The 13,041-nt window shown below is 69.3% G+C and carries 14 protein-coding genes and 1 pseudogene; 7 read left to right on the top strand and 8 right to left on the bottom strand.

The features are described 5' to 3' along the window. A pseudogene (locus D7Y21_RS43165) lies at positions 1 to 558 on the top strand (hypothetical protein); the annotation flags it as partial. A gap of 7 nt (positions 559 to 565) precedes the next feature. Here D7Y21_RS43165 and D7Y21_RS35710 read toward each other — a convergent pair. Continuing rightward, positions 566 to 982 carry a hypothetical protein gene (locus tag D7Y21_RS35710; RefSeq protein ID WP_121718067.1) on the bottom strand — a complete coding sequence of 139 codons (417 nt, stop codon included), beginning with the start codon at positions 980 to 982 and terminating at the stop codon, positions 566 to 568. A 398-nt stretch (positions 983 to 1,380) separates the two neighbouring features. Between D7Y21_RS35710 and D7Y21_RS35705 the strand changes: the two genes are divergently transcribed. Beyond that, positions 1,381 to 2,031 carry a hypothetical protein gene (locus D7Y21_RS35705; protein WP_121718066.1) on the top strand — a complete coding sequence of 217 codons (651 nt, stop codon included), beginning with the start codon at positions 1,381 to 1,383 and terminating at the stop codon, positions 2,029 to 2,031. 203 nt (positions 2,032 to 2,234) lie between these two features. Then, the gene (locus tag D7Y21_RS41605) at positions 2,235 to 2,453 is read left to right on the top strand and encodes a hypothetical protein (protein WP_147443188.1); all 219 of its coding nucleotides are present in this window, start codon (positions 2,235 to 2,237) and stop codon (positions 2,451 to 2,453) included. An 83-nt stretch (positions 2,454 to 2,536) separates the two neighbouring features. On the opposite strand, the gene D7Y21_RS35695 is transcribed toward D7Y21_RS41605, so the two are convergent. Genes D7Y21_RS35695 through D7Y21_RS35670 form a run of 6 tightly spaced genes read right to left on the bottom strand, consistent with a single transcriptional unit; the run spans position 2,537 to position 7,868 of the window. Further along, complete coding sequence (locus D7Y21_RS35695; protein WP_121718065.1) at positions 2,537 to 3,421, bottom strand: DMT family transporter; 885 nt, start codon at positions 3,419 to 3,421, stop codon at positions 2,537 to 2,539. Between the two features lie 57 nt (positions 3,422 to 3,478). After that, on the bottom strand, positions 3,479 to 4,360 hold the full coding sequence (locus D7Y21_RS35690; protein WP_120563522.1) for an SDR family oxidoreductase: 882 nt from the start codon (positions 4,358 to 4,360) through the stop codon (positions 3,479 to 3,481). Continuing rightward, positions 4,357 to 5,049, bottom strand: a complete 693-nt coding sequence (locus tag D7Y21_RS35685; RefSeq protein ID WP_121718064.1) for a TVP38/TMEM64 family protein — start codon at positions 5,047 to 5,049, stop codon at positions 4,357 to 4,359. The genes D7Y21_RS35690 and D7Y21_RS35685 overlap by 4 nt, the downstream gene beginning before the upstream one ends. Next, positions 5,046 to 5,708, bottom strand: a complete 663-nt coding sequence (locus D7Y21_RS35680) for a hypothetical protein (protein WP_120563524.1) — start codon at positions 5,706 to 5,708, stop codon at positions 5,046 to 5,048. The genes D7Y21_RS35685 and D7Y21_RS35680 overlap by 4 nt, the downstream gene beginning before the upstream one ends. Beyond that, positions 5,705 to 6,274, bottom strand: coding sequence for a TetR/AcrR family transcriptional regulator (locus tag D7Y21_RS35675; protein WP_199735559.1), 570 nt, complete (start codon positions 6,272 to 6,274; stop codon positions 5,705 to 5,707). Before D7Y21_RS35675 ends, D7Y21_RS35680 begins: the two co-directional genes overlap by 4 nt. 31 nt (positions 6,275 to 6,305) lie before the next feature. Next, positions 6,306 to 7,868 carry a DUF4153 domain-containing protein gene (locus tag D7Y21_RS35670; RefSeq protein WP_121718063.1) on the bottom strand — a complete coding sequence of 521 codons (1,563 nt, stop codon included), beginning with the start codon at positions 7,866 to 7,868 and terminating at the stop codon, positions 6,306 to 6,308. 302 nt (positions 7,869 to 8,170) lie between these two features. Here D7Y21_RS35670 and D7Y21_RS35665 point away from each other — a divergent pair, with 302 nt between their 5' ends. Together D7Y21_RS35665 and D7Y21_RS35660 are read left to right on the top strand one after the other, a co-directional pair. Then, positions 8,171 to 9,172, top strand: coding sequence for an endonuclease/exonuclease/phosphatase family protein (locus D7Y21_RS35665; RefSeq protein ID WP_121718062.1), 1,002 nt, complete (start codon positions 8,171 to 8,173; stop codon positions 9,170 to 9,172). Between the two features lie 238 nt (positions 9,173 to 9,410). After that, complete coding sequence (locus D7Y21_RS35660; protein ID WP_121718061.1) at positions 9,411 to 10,460, top strand: GNAT family N-acetyltransferase; 1,050 nt, start codon at positions 9,411 to 9,413, stop codon at positions 10,458 to 10,460. Here the strand turns inward: D7Y21_RS35660 and D7Y21_RS35655 are convergent. After that, positions 10,444 to 11,568 (bottom strand): hypothetical protein, encoded by a 1,125-nt coding sequence (locus D7Y21_RS35655; RefSeq protein ID WP_121718060.1) that lies wholly within the window; start codon positions 11,566 to 11,568, stop codon positions 10,444 to 10,446. The two genes, D7Y21_RS35660 and D7Y21_RS35655, sit on opposite strands and share 17 nt — an antisense overlap. Positions 11,569 to 11,656: 88 nt before the next feature. Between D7Y21_RS35655 and D7Y21_RS35650 the strand changes: the two genes are divergently transcribed. Next, complete coding sequence (locus tag D7Y21_RS35650) at positions 11,657 to 12,190, top strand: hypothetical protein (RefSeq protein ID WP_147443190.1); 534 nt, start codon at positions 11,657 to 11,659, stop codon at positions 12,188 to 12,190. Between the two features lie 84 nt (positions 12,191 to 12,274). After that, positions 12,275 to 13,041, top strand: a 767-nt coding sequence (locus D7Y21_RS35645) for an APC family permease (protein WP_121718068.1), incomplete at its 3' end; no start/stop codon positions are given.

Below are 13,041 nucleotides of genomic sequence, written 5' to 3'. Positions count from 1 at the left end.
GGGGGGTATGGATACTGGCTCTCGGGAGGCAGGGGCGGTGGTGGCGCGGGGTACTTCGGCGGCGGAGGAGGAGGCACCTCCCCCAATGGTGTGGGAGGTGGTGGCGGTGGTGGCAGCAGCGCGATTCTGAGCGCCGGCCAGTTGGTCGCATTCGCCGCGGGGGGAAACGGTGGCGGTTCTGGAGCCGAAGGTGGCAGCAATCGAGGCGGCGAGGCGGGAGCCGACTTCTTCGGCGCCTTTCCGGCCCAGCCGGGCAGCGCGGGCGCGGGCGGCTCGACCGACCTCGCCGGAGGAGGAACGGGACTGGCGGGTGGAGCGGGACACGAGAACATCGCGGGAGGCGGCGGTGGCTTCGGCGGAGGTGGCGGAGGTTCGGGCCCCGCGGCTCAAGCCTCTGGAGGTTCTTCGGGCGGAAATGGCGGAGCGAGTTCAGCAGGCCTGGGCGCCAATACGTGGTCCAACGCCACGACGCTGCCGGCGGAAGCGGGCCGGTCCTCGATCGGCGGCGGCAACGCTGGGCTCGTCATTCTGAAGTACGACGGCGCCTGCGCGCTCTAGCATTCCATCAGCTCTGAGGATTCTTCGGCGCTGCGCCCGGGTCACGGCCTGGGCGCAGCATCGCCCATCCCGCCGCGATGATTTCGCAGACGCCGCCGATGACGATGCCCCAGAGGGCGACCTCCATGACGCCATCGTCTTCGCCCGACAGGAGCGGCTCGCTCAATCCCATCCCCAGCACCACCGTCCCAATCCCCGTGAGGATCCCCAGGATGGGGGAGTACCTGCGCTGACGGCCGGTGACGTTGAAGAAGAGCAGCACGAATCCCGCGATGAACCCCAGGACCACGACGGCAGCGCCCACGAAGAAGACCGGCCCCGGGCCATCCGCATCCCCCCGGGCCCAGGCCCGTGACGCGAACAGGACGCTGGACAGGCCGAGCATCCAGGAGAGGCGCACCTTCAACGCGGAGAGCCATCGCATCCGCGAAAACCTACCACCTCACGCCTCCACGGGCGGAGGAGGCCGCTTCGCCGTCAGCGTCGCCACCCGCCCGACCCCGCCTCACCGCGAGCGTCGCGAGGTCCGCCAGCCACTTCCGGGGCGCCTTCGCTTTAGCATCAGCCGCACCTCGCACCGCCCGGAGTCTCCGCCTGCTGCGTTATCCATGCTCGGACAGAAGGGGCGGCGGGGCTCGGCTCAGGTTCTTCGCTCGAGTCGGCGAAGCATGAGCCGGACACTCGTCCTGATTGCAGTCGCGAATGTCTTGCTTGGGTTGACTTGATTCTTTGTGCTCGATGACATGCCATCCCATGCCGGACTCCCGCCACCGCTTGCACGACGCGAGCGCTCCCCACGGCGCAGAGGGAACCAGGAAAGGCATGGCGCCATTGCGCTGGCTGGTGGCGCTCACGCTGCTCGCGGCGTGCAGCGGCTATTCTTATCTCCGGGATGGCTACGGGACATACTTCGGGATTGAGGCCCGCGACGGTCGCGAGACTCCATGGGTCCGCGGGCCGTGGCCTGTCATCGACTCTTCCGTCGAAGCAGATGCCATCATCGACCAACTGTGCGCCCCGCTCATGGAGTTGCCCGCCGCTGCGCCACCGCGAGGCGAATATGGCCAGGAGTACTGCGGGGTCATCTACTCCTATGAGGGTCGCTACTATGCATCCTGGCCCGCTGCGCTGGAGACGCGGCGCCTCAGCGCTGAGAACAGCGACTTCAAGGACTGCCGCGTGCCGAAAAGAGTGGTGGATGAGCGGGGGCGGACGGCAATCCTCGCGGATTACCACACCCACCCGTGGCGTTACTCGCCGCTTTCCATCCAAGACCGCTGGAAGTCTCGCCAGCGATACTCGTTCCGCGTGCAGATGGACGCCACATGCTCCGTGCAGATGTACATTCCGTACCTTGAGCAGGAACGCCCTGGGGAGGTCTATATGAGAGAGGGTCGCCGCTGGGTGCTCATCGGGCGCGTCATGGACAAAGTGAACGGCATCATTCAGCCCGTGCCAGAGGGCTCCCGATGAGTCGGGCCTCGCTCCTCGTTCTATCGCTCGTTGCGTTGAGCGGGTGCTCGCTGTTCCAGCGCTCGACGCGCCCACCGCATGCGCCTCCCGAAGAGGCCCAGAAATTCGTCTTCCCTGCCCTCCCCTTTCAGGAAGGCCGGACAACACTCCTCAATGGGGACATCGCGACCGCCGTCCAACTCGCGATGGATGACTTTCTCCCCTTGGACCGCAAGCCCCCCAAGGACGCCACGCCGGTCGAGCTGTGCCTCTTCCGTCGCGACATCTACCAGGTGTCGGTGGAGCAGCTGCCGGACGGCATCGTCCTGGTCGGCATCTACGCGCACACCGAAGTCTGCGACCCGAACGACACAGCCTCGGATGCCGGAGGGCTCTACGCCGTCGATGTGCGACGCGGACTCATCGTCGCTCAACAGCGTTAGGGACTCGCCCACCACGGCGCCCGCCGAGCAATGAGGCGCACCTTCAACGCGGAGAGCCATCGCATCCGCGAAAACCTACCACCTCACGCCTCCACGGGCGGAGGAGGCCGCTTCGCCGTCAGCGTCGCCCCCGCGGACGCGACGCTCACCAGCGCGACCGCCAGCCATTGCAGAGGCGTGAGCTGCTCGCGCAGGAACAACCACCCCACCAGCGTGGCCACGCCGGGCTCCAGGCTCATCAGGATGCCGAAGGTGCGGCTGGAGAGCTGGCCCAGCGCCATCATCTCCAGCGAGTACGGCAGCGCGCTGGACAACAGCGCCACACCCACGCCCGCGGCGAAGAGTCCCGGCGTCATCCGCTCCAGGTGGCCCTCGCGCAGCATGAAGGGCAGCACCGTCAGCATGGCCACCACCATGCCCGCCGCCACGCCCTGCCCTTCCGGCACCCGGCGCGACAGCCTTCCGCCCGCCAGGATGTAGAGCGCCCAGCACGCGCCCGCCGTCAGCGCCAGCACCACGCCCAGCGGATCCAACCCGCCGGGCTTCGCCGTCCACGGGGTAATCAACACGATGCCCGTCGCCGCGAAGAGCACCCACACGAAGTCCAAGACCTTGCGCGAGCCCACCACCGCGAGCACGAAGGGCCCCACGAACTCCAGCGTCACCGCGAGCCCCAGCGGGATGCGCGCGATGGCCAGGTAGTACGTGAGGTTCATCACGCCCAGCGCCACGCCATACGGCACGACGGCCGCCCACTGCGCCCGCGTGTAGCGCAACAGCGGCGGGCGGAAGTAGGCCAGCAGCATCACCGACGCCAGCACCAGCCGCAGGCCCGCGGCCCCCACCGAGCCCAGGACGGGGAAGAGCCCCTTCGCGAGCGCGGCGCCCCCCTGCACGCTCACCACGGCGATGAGGACCGCGGGAATGGGGGGCAAGGCGGAGACACGGCGTCCGGCGACTTCGCTCATGACGCGGCAATCTAGAGCGTGTCCCCTAAACCGGCGAGTGCACCCTGCGATTGGACCTCACACGACCGCCGCGCGAGCCGAGGCTTCGGCGCAGAGCTTCTCGCTCAGCATCCACAGGCCGGCCGCGAGCTTCGGGTCCAGAGCCTGATTCTGCGGCTTCACTGGCCGTCGTTTCGAGACGTACTCGCCCTTGAGCGGGGCCGCCTCCGGCGAAGTGGAGAGCCAGATGAGGGAGTCGGCGCCTTGCTCTGGCGTATTCGAGAAGGGCTTCGCGAGTGTGTAGACGACATTCAGCAGAAACCCCTGGTCCGAGCCAAAGCCGCCAAACTGAGTGCGCACCATGCCCGGCTCGAAGCAGTTCGCCGTCGCCGTCGTGCCCTCCAGGCGCCGCTGGAGCTCCTTCGTGAAGAGGACGTTCGCGAGCTTCGACGCCGCGTAGGCCCGTGGGCCCGAGCCCTCCAGCGAGGTCGGCGTCTTCTCGAGGTCGAGCACCCCGCGCGCCTGCATGGAGCTCGACGTCGACACGACGCGCGCGCCTGGAGTCTTCCGGATGAGCTCCAGCAGCGACGTCGTCAGTTGGAAGTAGGCGAGGTGGTTCAGGGTGAACGTCAGCTCGAAGCCGTCAGGGCCCTTCACCGGCGCCTTGAAGGTCGCGCCGGCGTTGTTCACGAGGACGTCCAGCCGGTCGTGCCTGGCCTTGAACTCCTCGGCGGCACGCTTCACGTCGGCCATCCGCGACAAGTCGCAGAGGAGGAAGCCGAGGTTGTCGTTGCCGCTCACGGCCTTCAGCTCCGCGAGCACCTGCGCGGTCTTCTCCTTGTTGCGACCGACGATGGTCAGCGTCGCTCCGCGCCTGGCGAAGTCCGTCGCCGCCGCCTTGCCAATTCCGTCTGTCGCTCCGGTGATGAGAATCACCTTGCCTGCGAGGTCCTGCGTCATGAGTTGCTCCAGAATTTGCGTAGGTGACGCCCGCGCTCGCAGGCCCGGGCAAGCGCGGCGAAGAGAAGCGAGGCGACGAGCAGGCCGACGAGGATGGGCCACGCGCCGGGTTGCATCCGCCCGGACGCGTCGAACATCTCGTTGCCGAGGTAGCTCACGAGGAGCAGCGGCGGCACGTAGCCCACCAGCGAGCCCCAGAAGTGGGTCCAGAACCCCACCTTCGAGACGCCAAGGAACCCGTGGAGCACCTGCGGCATCCAGAGAACCAACCTCAGGACCACGACGGTCTGGAAGGCGCGCCTCTCCAGTGCGTCGTCGTACTTGCGGAACCGCGCGGGAATGCGCGCGGAAACCCAGTCCTTCGCCACGAAGCGCGCGAACGAGAAGCCGACGACGCTCGCGGACATCGTCCCGATCATCGAGAGCGCGAAGGCTGTCTGCCACGGCCAGATCAACGGCGCCGCGACGATGAAGATCGTCCCAGGGACCCCAAACGGCTGGAGCACCGTGTACGCGACGATGAACGCAAGGTAGCCCCATGCGCCCATCTCGACGAGCGTGTGGGCCAGGGCCTTCGGCTCGGAGACCTGCGCGAAGACGTCGAAATACCAGGCGCCCGCGAGCGAGAGGAGCACCCACGCGACGACGCCAAGCCTCGCGACTCGCAGCGAGCGAGTCGTCGCGCTCATGCGCCGACCCTGTTGATGTCGGACGACTCAAGGATGAAGCGATCGGCCTTCCCCTCGACGACACGGAGCATCGCGCGGCCGAGGATTTCGGAAGTGGTGAACAAGAACGGGAAGACCCGGATGAAGAACGGAATGATCGGGTTCAGGGGCTTCATCAGGACCACTCCGACCTGATAGGCCCGCGTGCGGCTCCGGATCCCGGGCCCCGCCCGGATGAATGCAGGGCGGACGGCGCCGGCATGCCGGAACGGCATGGACTTCAGCGCGCCCTCCACGCGCTGCCGGACGCGCGCCCACATCGAGCGCCCACCAGCGCCCCCTGCGGAGCAGTAGCAAAAGGAGAGTCCGGGGTTGAGCCGGAGGAGCGCGCGCGCCCAGACGAGCGTCAGCTCCTCGGTCAATCGGGCGTAGGCCGCCTCGTCGAGTCCCATCGAGCTGACGCCAATCGCCCAGATGCAGGCGTCGTAGCCAACGAGCTGGTCCTCGATGGCGGCGAACTCGAAGAGGTCGTTCAGCAACAGCTCGCGCAGCTTCGGGTGCTCGACGCCACACGGCTGTCGCCCGATGCTCAGCACGGATTCGACCTCAGGGGCACTGAGCGCTTCGCGCAGGGCGCCCGCTCCAACCATTCCGGTCGCACCGAAGATGATGACTTTCATTTCCGCCTCCCCTTCTCCTTCGCGGGAGGGGCGAAGCGCGCCGCGAGGAGCTCTGTTCGTTTCTCCAGCACCGCCGCCTTGGGCTCGTCCGCGAGGAGACCGTCGAGCGCGAGCAGGAAGACCTCGGCGCTCGCCTCATCGCCCAGGATGGAGGCCACGCACCTCAGCGCAATCTTGCGATGGAGCGCATCGGTCTCGGGATCGATCCGCTCGCAGGCCGCGAGGAACTCGCCTCCCATCGGCGTACCGACCATCTCCGCCCAGGGCTCGATCATCATCACGCGGCAAACGTCGAGCAAGCGCTCATACGGCGTGCGGTCCGGTGCGTTCGCCGCCTGCATCGCGAGGGGATGGCGCGAAACCAGCCAGTCCACGAAGACAGCCTTGAAGATGTCTTCCTTGTCCTTGAAGACCCGGTAGAGGAGCGTGCGCGAGAGGTGCGCCCGCTTGGCGATGTCCTCGAACGACGTCTTCGCGAAGCCGAAGTTGAGGAAACACCACCGCGCGGCGAGCAGGACCTTCGCTCGGCGCGCGGCGGTCTCGTCTTCCGTCATCGTCGTCACCATGCGGACACTGTGACAACGGACGCATTTTTTGTCAATTTGACCCGTCAGGGCCGGGCGCGCTCCAGGCTCCTGACCGCAGCAACGCCCGGCGAGCGAGGAAGCGGGAGACATTCCACTCCAGCACCGTGTCCCCCTGGGACAGCCGCTCCCGGTGCTCCTTCAGGACGGGCGCCAGCCGCCACTGGGACGCCTCTTCAATGATGGAGTCCGCCAGGACCAGCCCGGGCACGGCGTCCGCGGACAGGTCGTAGAACATCTCGGTGTCCAACGAACCGGTGCGCGCATACCGCTCCAGGTTGTGGCGGACGATGAAGGCCTCCGGGTTGAGGAAGTTGAGCACGAGCACCGAGCCCAGGGCCGTGGCGAAGGCGCCCACCGCGAAGCGCTCCGGCTTCCACCACAGCGTCACCGCGCGCCACGCCAGCGCCGCGCCCAGCGCCACCATGAAGACGTGCGTGTGCACGCGCAGCAACGTGTAGCCGAACGCGTCCTCGTACAGCGACAGACGCCGCATCGCCGACGCGAGGATGATCAGCGTCAGCACCACCATCAACGACGTGCTCGCGCGGAAGACGGTCTGCGCCACGCGCGTCTCGCGCCGCGTCCAGCGCGTCAGGGCCATCACCAGCGCCAGCGTCAGCGAGGCGACGACCACCAGCTCGAAGAAGCCGCGCCGCGCGTACTCCGCGAAGGTGTAGCCGGAAGCGGGCGACGACGCGTCACCGACGAACAGGTACGCCACCTGGAAGGCCGCGAAGACAAAGAACAGCGCGTTCACGGCGAAGATGAGCGTGAGCGCCTCGATGAGCCCCAGGCGCGGCGTGGCTGAAGCCACCTCCGCGTCCCCCAGCTCCTTCATGGCGCGGCGGCGCAGCGCATGCCCCAGCACGCCCGCCGCGACGCTCGCGCCGAGCGCCACGCCGAGGCCGCGCGACATCAGCGTGCCCAGGTCCAGGTCGAACGACAGGAACCGCTGCAGGGTGGAGGAGAAGACCCCATCCGCTGATTCCAGCAGGAGCCCGAACACCAGCAGCACCGGCAGCGCCAGCAGCAGGCCTCGCGACAGCGCCCCCAGGAGGCGCGAGTGGGTCTTGAGCCCGCGCACGTCCACGCTGTCCCGGACGAGCACCGGCGGGTAGAGCAGGCTCTGCGCGGCGGAGCCGAAGAAGACGACAACATAGTCGGCGAAACCCAGCCGCTCCACGCGGCCCGCGGCCCAGAAGTGCGACAGCATCATCAGGAGCACGGCCGCGGTCATCACGTTGAGCGCCAGGAGCCAGGAGCTGTCCCGCACCGCCACGAAGACGCTCACCAACCCCAGCGGCGCCAGCAGCCACGCGTTGGGCCTCGCGCGCTGCCAGCCTTCACGTCCGCCCAGCCACGCGAGCGCGCCCACCAGTGCCGCCACCAGCAACGGGAAGCCCAGGCCCCAGCGCGCCTTTTCGAACAGGGCCTCCGCGAGCACACCCAGGGCCAGCGAAGCCGCCAGCGTCCGGCGTGGGGCGCGCACCCACGGCAGCAGCGGCCGGACCGGGGCCGCGACAGTGGAAGCGGGAGAAGGAGGAAGCGGAGACAGGGGAACGGACGGGTTCATGGCGTCGGCACCTCGCGGGCGTGTCAGCACCCGGAACGACGGCAGGATGCACACGCCTGGCGGCACGTCTGGGGGCCTCGGGGGCGAGCGGTCGCGGAGCCACGCCGAACGGCGCTGGCCCTTCCGTGGCCGGTCGGCACGGCCCGGGCCTGGAGCGGCGGGACAGCCCCACCCGGGGTCCGCATCACCGGGACCGGGAGTCCGCCCCCCTGGACGAAGCCGCGAGCCGCACCGCGTCGGCGGACACTCCAGGGCGGTCCGCGCAGCACCCGGGAGGGCCCCGATGTTAGGTTGCCGCCCCGATGGCCCCCCCGCCGCGGCTCCCCTTCCGCTTCCGTCCCCGCTCGACCCTCGTTCTGTGCGGTCTGGTGCTCGCGTTCGCGGGCTGTGACGGTCTGCCTTCTCAAACCCCGCCGGTTCCGGACGCCGGGTCCTGCGTCCAGGGCAACTGCCCTCAGCCCGACAGCGGAACGGCGCCGGTCCAGTCCGGCACCCACGTGCGCATCGCGGCGTTCAACGTGCACCGCCTCTTCGACACCGTCTGCGACACGGGCTCCTGCGGAGGCTCCAACTACGAGGAGCTGCCCACCGAGGCGGAGTTCGAAGCGCAGGTGGGCCAGCTCGGCCGGGCCATCACCGCGCTCGACGCGGACATCGTGCTGCTGGAAGAAGTCGAAACGCAGAACTCGCTGGATGGGCTGTTGAAGAAGGTCCCGGAGTTCCCCCATTCAAAGCTCGGGGAGACCTACACCAAGGCGTCCGTGGACGTGGCGGTCCTCTCCCGCCACACCATCACGGAAGTGCGCAGCCACCGGAACCAATACATCTACAGGCCAGATGGTTCCGCCACCCGCTTCTCGCGCGACCTGCTCGAGGTCCATGTGGACATGGACGGCTCGCGGGTCATCGTCTTCGCGGCGCACTTCCGTTCCAAGGTGGACGACGATCCGGGCCGCCGCATGGCGGAGGCCAATGCCGCGCGGGAGATTCTCCTCGAATCGGCCAAGGAGTTCCCCGGCGCGCTGATCGTGCTCGGCGGAGACCTCAACGACATCCCCGGCTCGGATCCCATCAACGCCCTGGACCAGGCCCTGCTGCGCGTCGCCAGGGACCGGCCGGTCAGCGACACCTGGACGTACTTCTATTCCGGCAGGGGCCAGGCCATCGACCACCTCTACCTCGCGCCCAACGAGGGCGGCAGCTATGTGCCGGGCTCCTTCCGCGTGGCCCGTGAGCCCACCGGCGGCTACGGCGGCTCCGACCACGGCGCGGTGTACGCGGACTTCGCGCTCACCCCTCCCTGAAGCGCGCGGGACGGCGAGCCCCGCACACTCTCCCTCCCTGTCAGCGCGGTGCCTGTGGACCAGCGCACGTGGGAGGCCTGGCATTGACGCGGCAATGACAGCCAGGGAGGAACCGTCCTCGGCGGCCGATTTCCAGCCCGGCCCCCCTCCCTACCTTCCTTGCCATGAACAGCAATCGCATGGCGAATGCGGCACGCCATCCCCGGGCATTCCGGCATCCCGTCCCGGAGGGCAGGCCATGATTGAGGTGCGCACCTTCGAAGGGGACGCCTCCGAGGCGTCGTGGTTCCTCAACCGCGTCTGGCAATCCACCTACGGCAAGACGGCCCCCATCCCCGTCTGGGACAAGCGCTTCTGCGACTGGCGGCTGTTTCGGGACGGACAGGCGCCGCGCGACTACCTGCTGGCGGCGTACGAGGGAAAGACGCTGGTGGGCACCCTCTTCGCGGAGCCCGCGAAGCTGCGCCTGGGACGCCTGGAAGTGGACGGCAGCTATGGACTGCGGGCCACCGTCACGAACTCCCATCGAGGACAGGGCATTGCCGCGAAGCTCGCGCACGAGCTGCTCCGGAGGCACCAGGACCGGGCAGCGCGGCTCACCCTGGGCTTCACGACCACGGAGCCCCGCCCGCCGGGCTTCTGGCGGCACGCGTGGAACACGCGCCTCTTCGGTGGCCAGGGGATGTGGCTGTATGCCTTTGATGCGCGAGCGCTCGCCCGCTGGTCGTTCACGGACAACGAGCGGAGGTTGTTCACGCTGGCGCATCCCTTCCTGCGGCACCGCTTCCGTGAAGCGGACCCACAGGGCATCCGCCCCTACCAGCCGGCGGACCTGGGCCCATGCACGGCGCTGGTCCACGACATGCTGCGCCCGGTGACGCTGGGCTACACGTACACGACCGAGCAGTTGGCGGCCCAGCTCCAGTACCGCGACGTGCCCCGGACCTTCGTGCTGGAGCAGGACGGCGAGGTGCGCGGACTGGTGAGCTCACACAGCCTGTTGATGACGGGCGTGGGAGAGCTCACCGCGGAGGTGGTGGACCTGATGGCCTTCCACGCCTCCGTGTCCACCGAGGACCGGCAGAGGCTGCTCCAGGTGGCCATGCAGGACATGGAGCGCCGGGGCGTGGCGTTCGCGGGCATGTTGCGCGGGCCCGGCACGTCGGCCTGTCTGTTGTTGCGCTCGGGCTGGGTGCCGCTGCCCCGCCGCGCGAAGGTGACGTGCCTGATGCCCATCTGCGACCTGGACATGCCCGCGGACCCGTGCGTCTTCACGCACCTGCGCTGACGCGCGAGCCCTGGACCTTGCGCAGCAGCCACACGGCCCCGCGGGCCAGGGTCCGCACGCCCCCGCCCGCGCAGACGCACAGCGCGGGAATGACGAGCAGCAGGTACTGCGGCCACTTGGTGTTCCACAGCAGCAGGAACACCAGGCCCACGACGGCGGCCACCGCCCACACGGGCCGCTCGCGCCACGTGCGGGGCAGGCCCACCACCGCCAGCGGCAACAGCGCCCGCGCGTTGAAGTGCGTGAGGTAGATGCCCGGGTCGGAGCCCGACAGCCACGTGTCCGTGAGGAACACGAGCGGCTGGTACCAGGGCAGCCCAGCGCGGCGCACGTGCTCGTTGTGGGAGTAGCCCCAGTGGAAGGTGATGGACTCCCACAGCGACGCGAACGGAGACGCCCACAGGGCCGGGTTCACCAGGATGAACACCGCCGCCGTGGACACGACGATGGCGGCCCACGGGCGCCACCGCGTGCGCGCGCCCGATATCAGGAACGGCAGGAAGGTGAGCCCGCCCACCAGGCCATACGGATACTTCCCCGCCGCCGCGAGCCCCAGCAGCGCGCCGGACACCGCCGTCCATCCCGGCGCGAAGCCCTTTCGCCGGGCGCGTTCAAACGCGAGCAGCGCGAGCAGCGCGAGCAGCCCCGGCACCGCCTCCAGGTACGCCTGGGACGTGTACTTGGTGTGGTACGGGTCCCACGCGAGCAGGAGCGCGCCCAGCGGATCCACGAGGGCGACGAGCCCCACCTGGAGCACGCCGGCCACCGCGGACAGGCCTCGCGTCACGTCGAACGCGGGGCGCGCGGCGTCCGGGATGGGCCGGCCCATCGGGACGTCCCGCCAGTCCGGCTCCGGGGCGCCCGTCACGCGCACGGACTCGGCGAAGAGCAGCTTCACCAGCGGCGGGTGTTCGAAGTTCTCCCGGAGCTGGCCGATGTCGCCCCAGCGGCCTTCGTCCATCATCCGGGCATAGGTGAAGGCGATGGGCAGGTAGGTCGCCTCGTCGAAGTCCTGGCCCAGCCGTTCCACCGCTCGGGAGCGCTGCCAGACCGCGACCACGATGGCGACGAGTGCGACGAGGAGGGCCAGCAGGCGCGTGCGGGACACGTGCGCACGGATATCACGAACGTGCGGCCCGCCGAGCAGCCGGGGCATGGCCCTGGTGACGCGTGGCCCGGCGCCCCAGCTTTGGAGCATGAGAATCGCTCGCATCCTGACCGTTGCCGCCCTGCTCGCGGGCGGATCCGCCGTGGCGAAGAAGAACGACACCGTGGAGCTGCGGACGCCCCGGACGACCGTGCGTGCGAACGTCGACGCGCAGGGTCTCCAGGGCCCGGACCTGAAGCTCCAGCTGTCGGACAACGCGCTGAAGGGCCAGGCCTTCCAGCGTCCCGTGGACCTGAAGCTGTCGGAGCGGCGCATCGAGGGCACGGTGGGGGAGAAGCCGGTGGAGCTCACCGTGGACGAGCGTCCGGACGTCGTGGAGATGATGGGCACCTTCGCGGGCGAGCCCTCGTCGCTGACGCTCAGCCCGGACGCGCTGACGGGGTCGGTGGGGCCGTGCGGCTACAACCTCATCATCGAGCGAGACCGCAAGCACTACCGGGGCACGCGCGCCTGCGGCGACCAGCGCGAGAACGACGTGTTCGTCTCGATCCCGAAGTCCCTGGAGCGGGAGTCCGCGACCGGGCGCATGGCGGCGCTGAGCGTGCTGCTCGCCCATCCCTGAGCACGGCGATGGTGCGCGGGGCGCGGGTGTAGTGAAATCCACGCCGTGTCCACCCCTCCCTCCGGCGTCGCGCCCGAGCGCACCATCGGGCCGTTCCAACTGCTGGCCCTGGGCGTCAACGGCATCGTGGGCGTCGGCATCTTCTTCGCACCCGCGGAGGTCGCGGCGCAGGCCCCCGGCCTGGGCGCGGTGTGGGCCTTCGCGCTGACGGGGCTGGCGCTGGTGCCGGTGGCGTTCGCGTTCGCGGTGCTCGGCCGGCGGTTCGACTCGGATGGTGGGCCCGTGGTGTTCGCGCGGGCGGCGTTCGGCGAGCGCGTGTCGTTCCTCGTCGGATGGGTGGCCTACGTCAGCGCCTTCCTGAGCACGTCCGCGGTGATGGCGGGATTGGCGCGCGCGGTGGCGCCATCGGTAGGCCTGGGCGGACCCGTGGGCGAGCGGCTGCTGGCCTCCGCGCTGGTGACGGGGCTGGCGGCGCTGGTGGCGTCGGGCATCCGCGTGTCGGCGCGGACCTGGACGGCACTCACGGTGCTGAAGCTCGTGCCGCTGGCGGTACTGTTGGGTGCGTTCTTCTTCCTGCCTGACAGGGATGTGCCGCCACCGCTGCCCGCCACGGGAGCGTCCTGGCTGAAGGCGGGCCTGACGGTGATGTTCGCCTACCAGGGCTTCGAGATCGTCCCGGTCATCGCGGGGCAGGTGCGCGCGTCCGAGCGCACGGTGCCCATGGCGACGGTGGGCTCACTGCTCCTGGCGATGCTGCTGTACGTGGGGCTCGTGTGGGCGTGTGTCGCGGCGCTGCCGGACCTGGCGAGGGCGACCGCGCCCCTGGCGCAGGCGGCGGGGGTGTGGGGCGG

This window comes from Corallococcus sp. AB045 (assembly GCF_003668895.1).
GTDB classification, from domain to species: domain Bacteria; phylum Myxococcota; class Myxococcia; order Myxococcales; family Myxococcaceae; genus Corallococcus; species Corallococcus coralloides.
Note: the sequence above shows the minus strand (reverse complement) of the source record. Positions and strands in the feature narration are given on the sequence as shown.

Bases quoted from the DNA above. Each gene is read 5' to 3' on its own strand.
- D7Y21_RS35675 (WP_199735559.1), bottom strand. From the start codon at position 6,274: ATGGTGACGACGATGACGGAAGACGAGACCGCCGCGCGCCGAGCGAAG.
- D7Y21_RS35680 (WP_120563524.1), bottom strand. From the start codon at position 5,708: ATGAAAGTCATCATCTTCGGTGCGACCGGAATGGTTGGAGCGGGCGCC.
- D7Y21_RS35650 (WP_147443190.1), top strand. From the start codon at position 11,657: ATGAGAATCGCTCGCATCCTGACCGTTGCCGCCCTGCTCGCGGGCGGA.
- D7Y21_RS35690 (WP_120563522.1), bottom strand. From the start codon at position 4,360: ATGACGCAGGACCTCGCAGGCAAGGTGATTCTCATCACCGGAGCGACA.
- D7Y21_RS35665 (WP_121718062.1), top strand. From the start codon at position 8,171: ATGGCCCCCCCGCCGCGGCTCCCCTTCCGCTTCCGTCCCCGCTCGACC.
- D7Y21_RS35705 (WP_121718066.1), top strand. From the start codon at position 1,381: ATGGCGCCATTGCGCTGGCTGGTGGCGCTCACGCTGCTCGCGGCGTGC.
- D7Y21_RS35660 (WP_121718061.1), top strand. From the start codon at position 9,411: ATGATTGAGGTGCGCACCTTCGAAGGGGACGCCTCCGAGGCGTCGTGG.
- D7Y21_RS35685 (WP_121718064.1), bottom strand. From the start codon at position 5,049: ATGAGCGCGACGACTCGCTCGCTGCGAGTCGCGAGGCTTGGCGTCGTC.
- D7Y21_RS35670 (WP_121718063.1), bottom strand. From the start codon at position 7,868: ATGAACCCGTCCGTTCCCCTGTCTCCGCTTCCTCCTTCTCCCGCTTCC.
- D7Y21_RS35710 (WP_121718067.1), bottom strand. From the start codon at position 982: ATGCGATGGCTCTCCGCGTTGAAGGTGCGCCTCTCCTGGATGCTCGGC.
- D7Y21_RS35695 (WP_121718065.1), bottom strand. From the start codon at position 3,421: ATGAGCGAAGTCGCCGGACGCCGTGTCTCCGCCTTGCCCCCCATTCCC.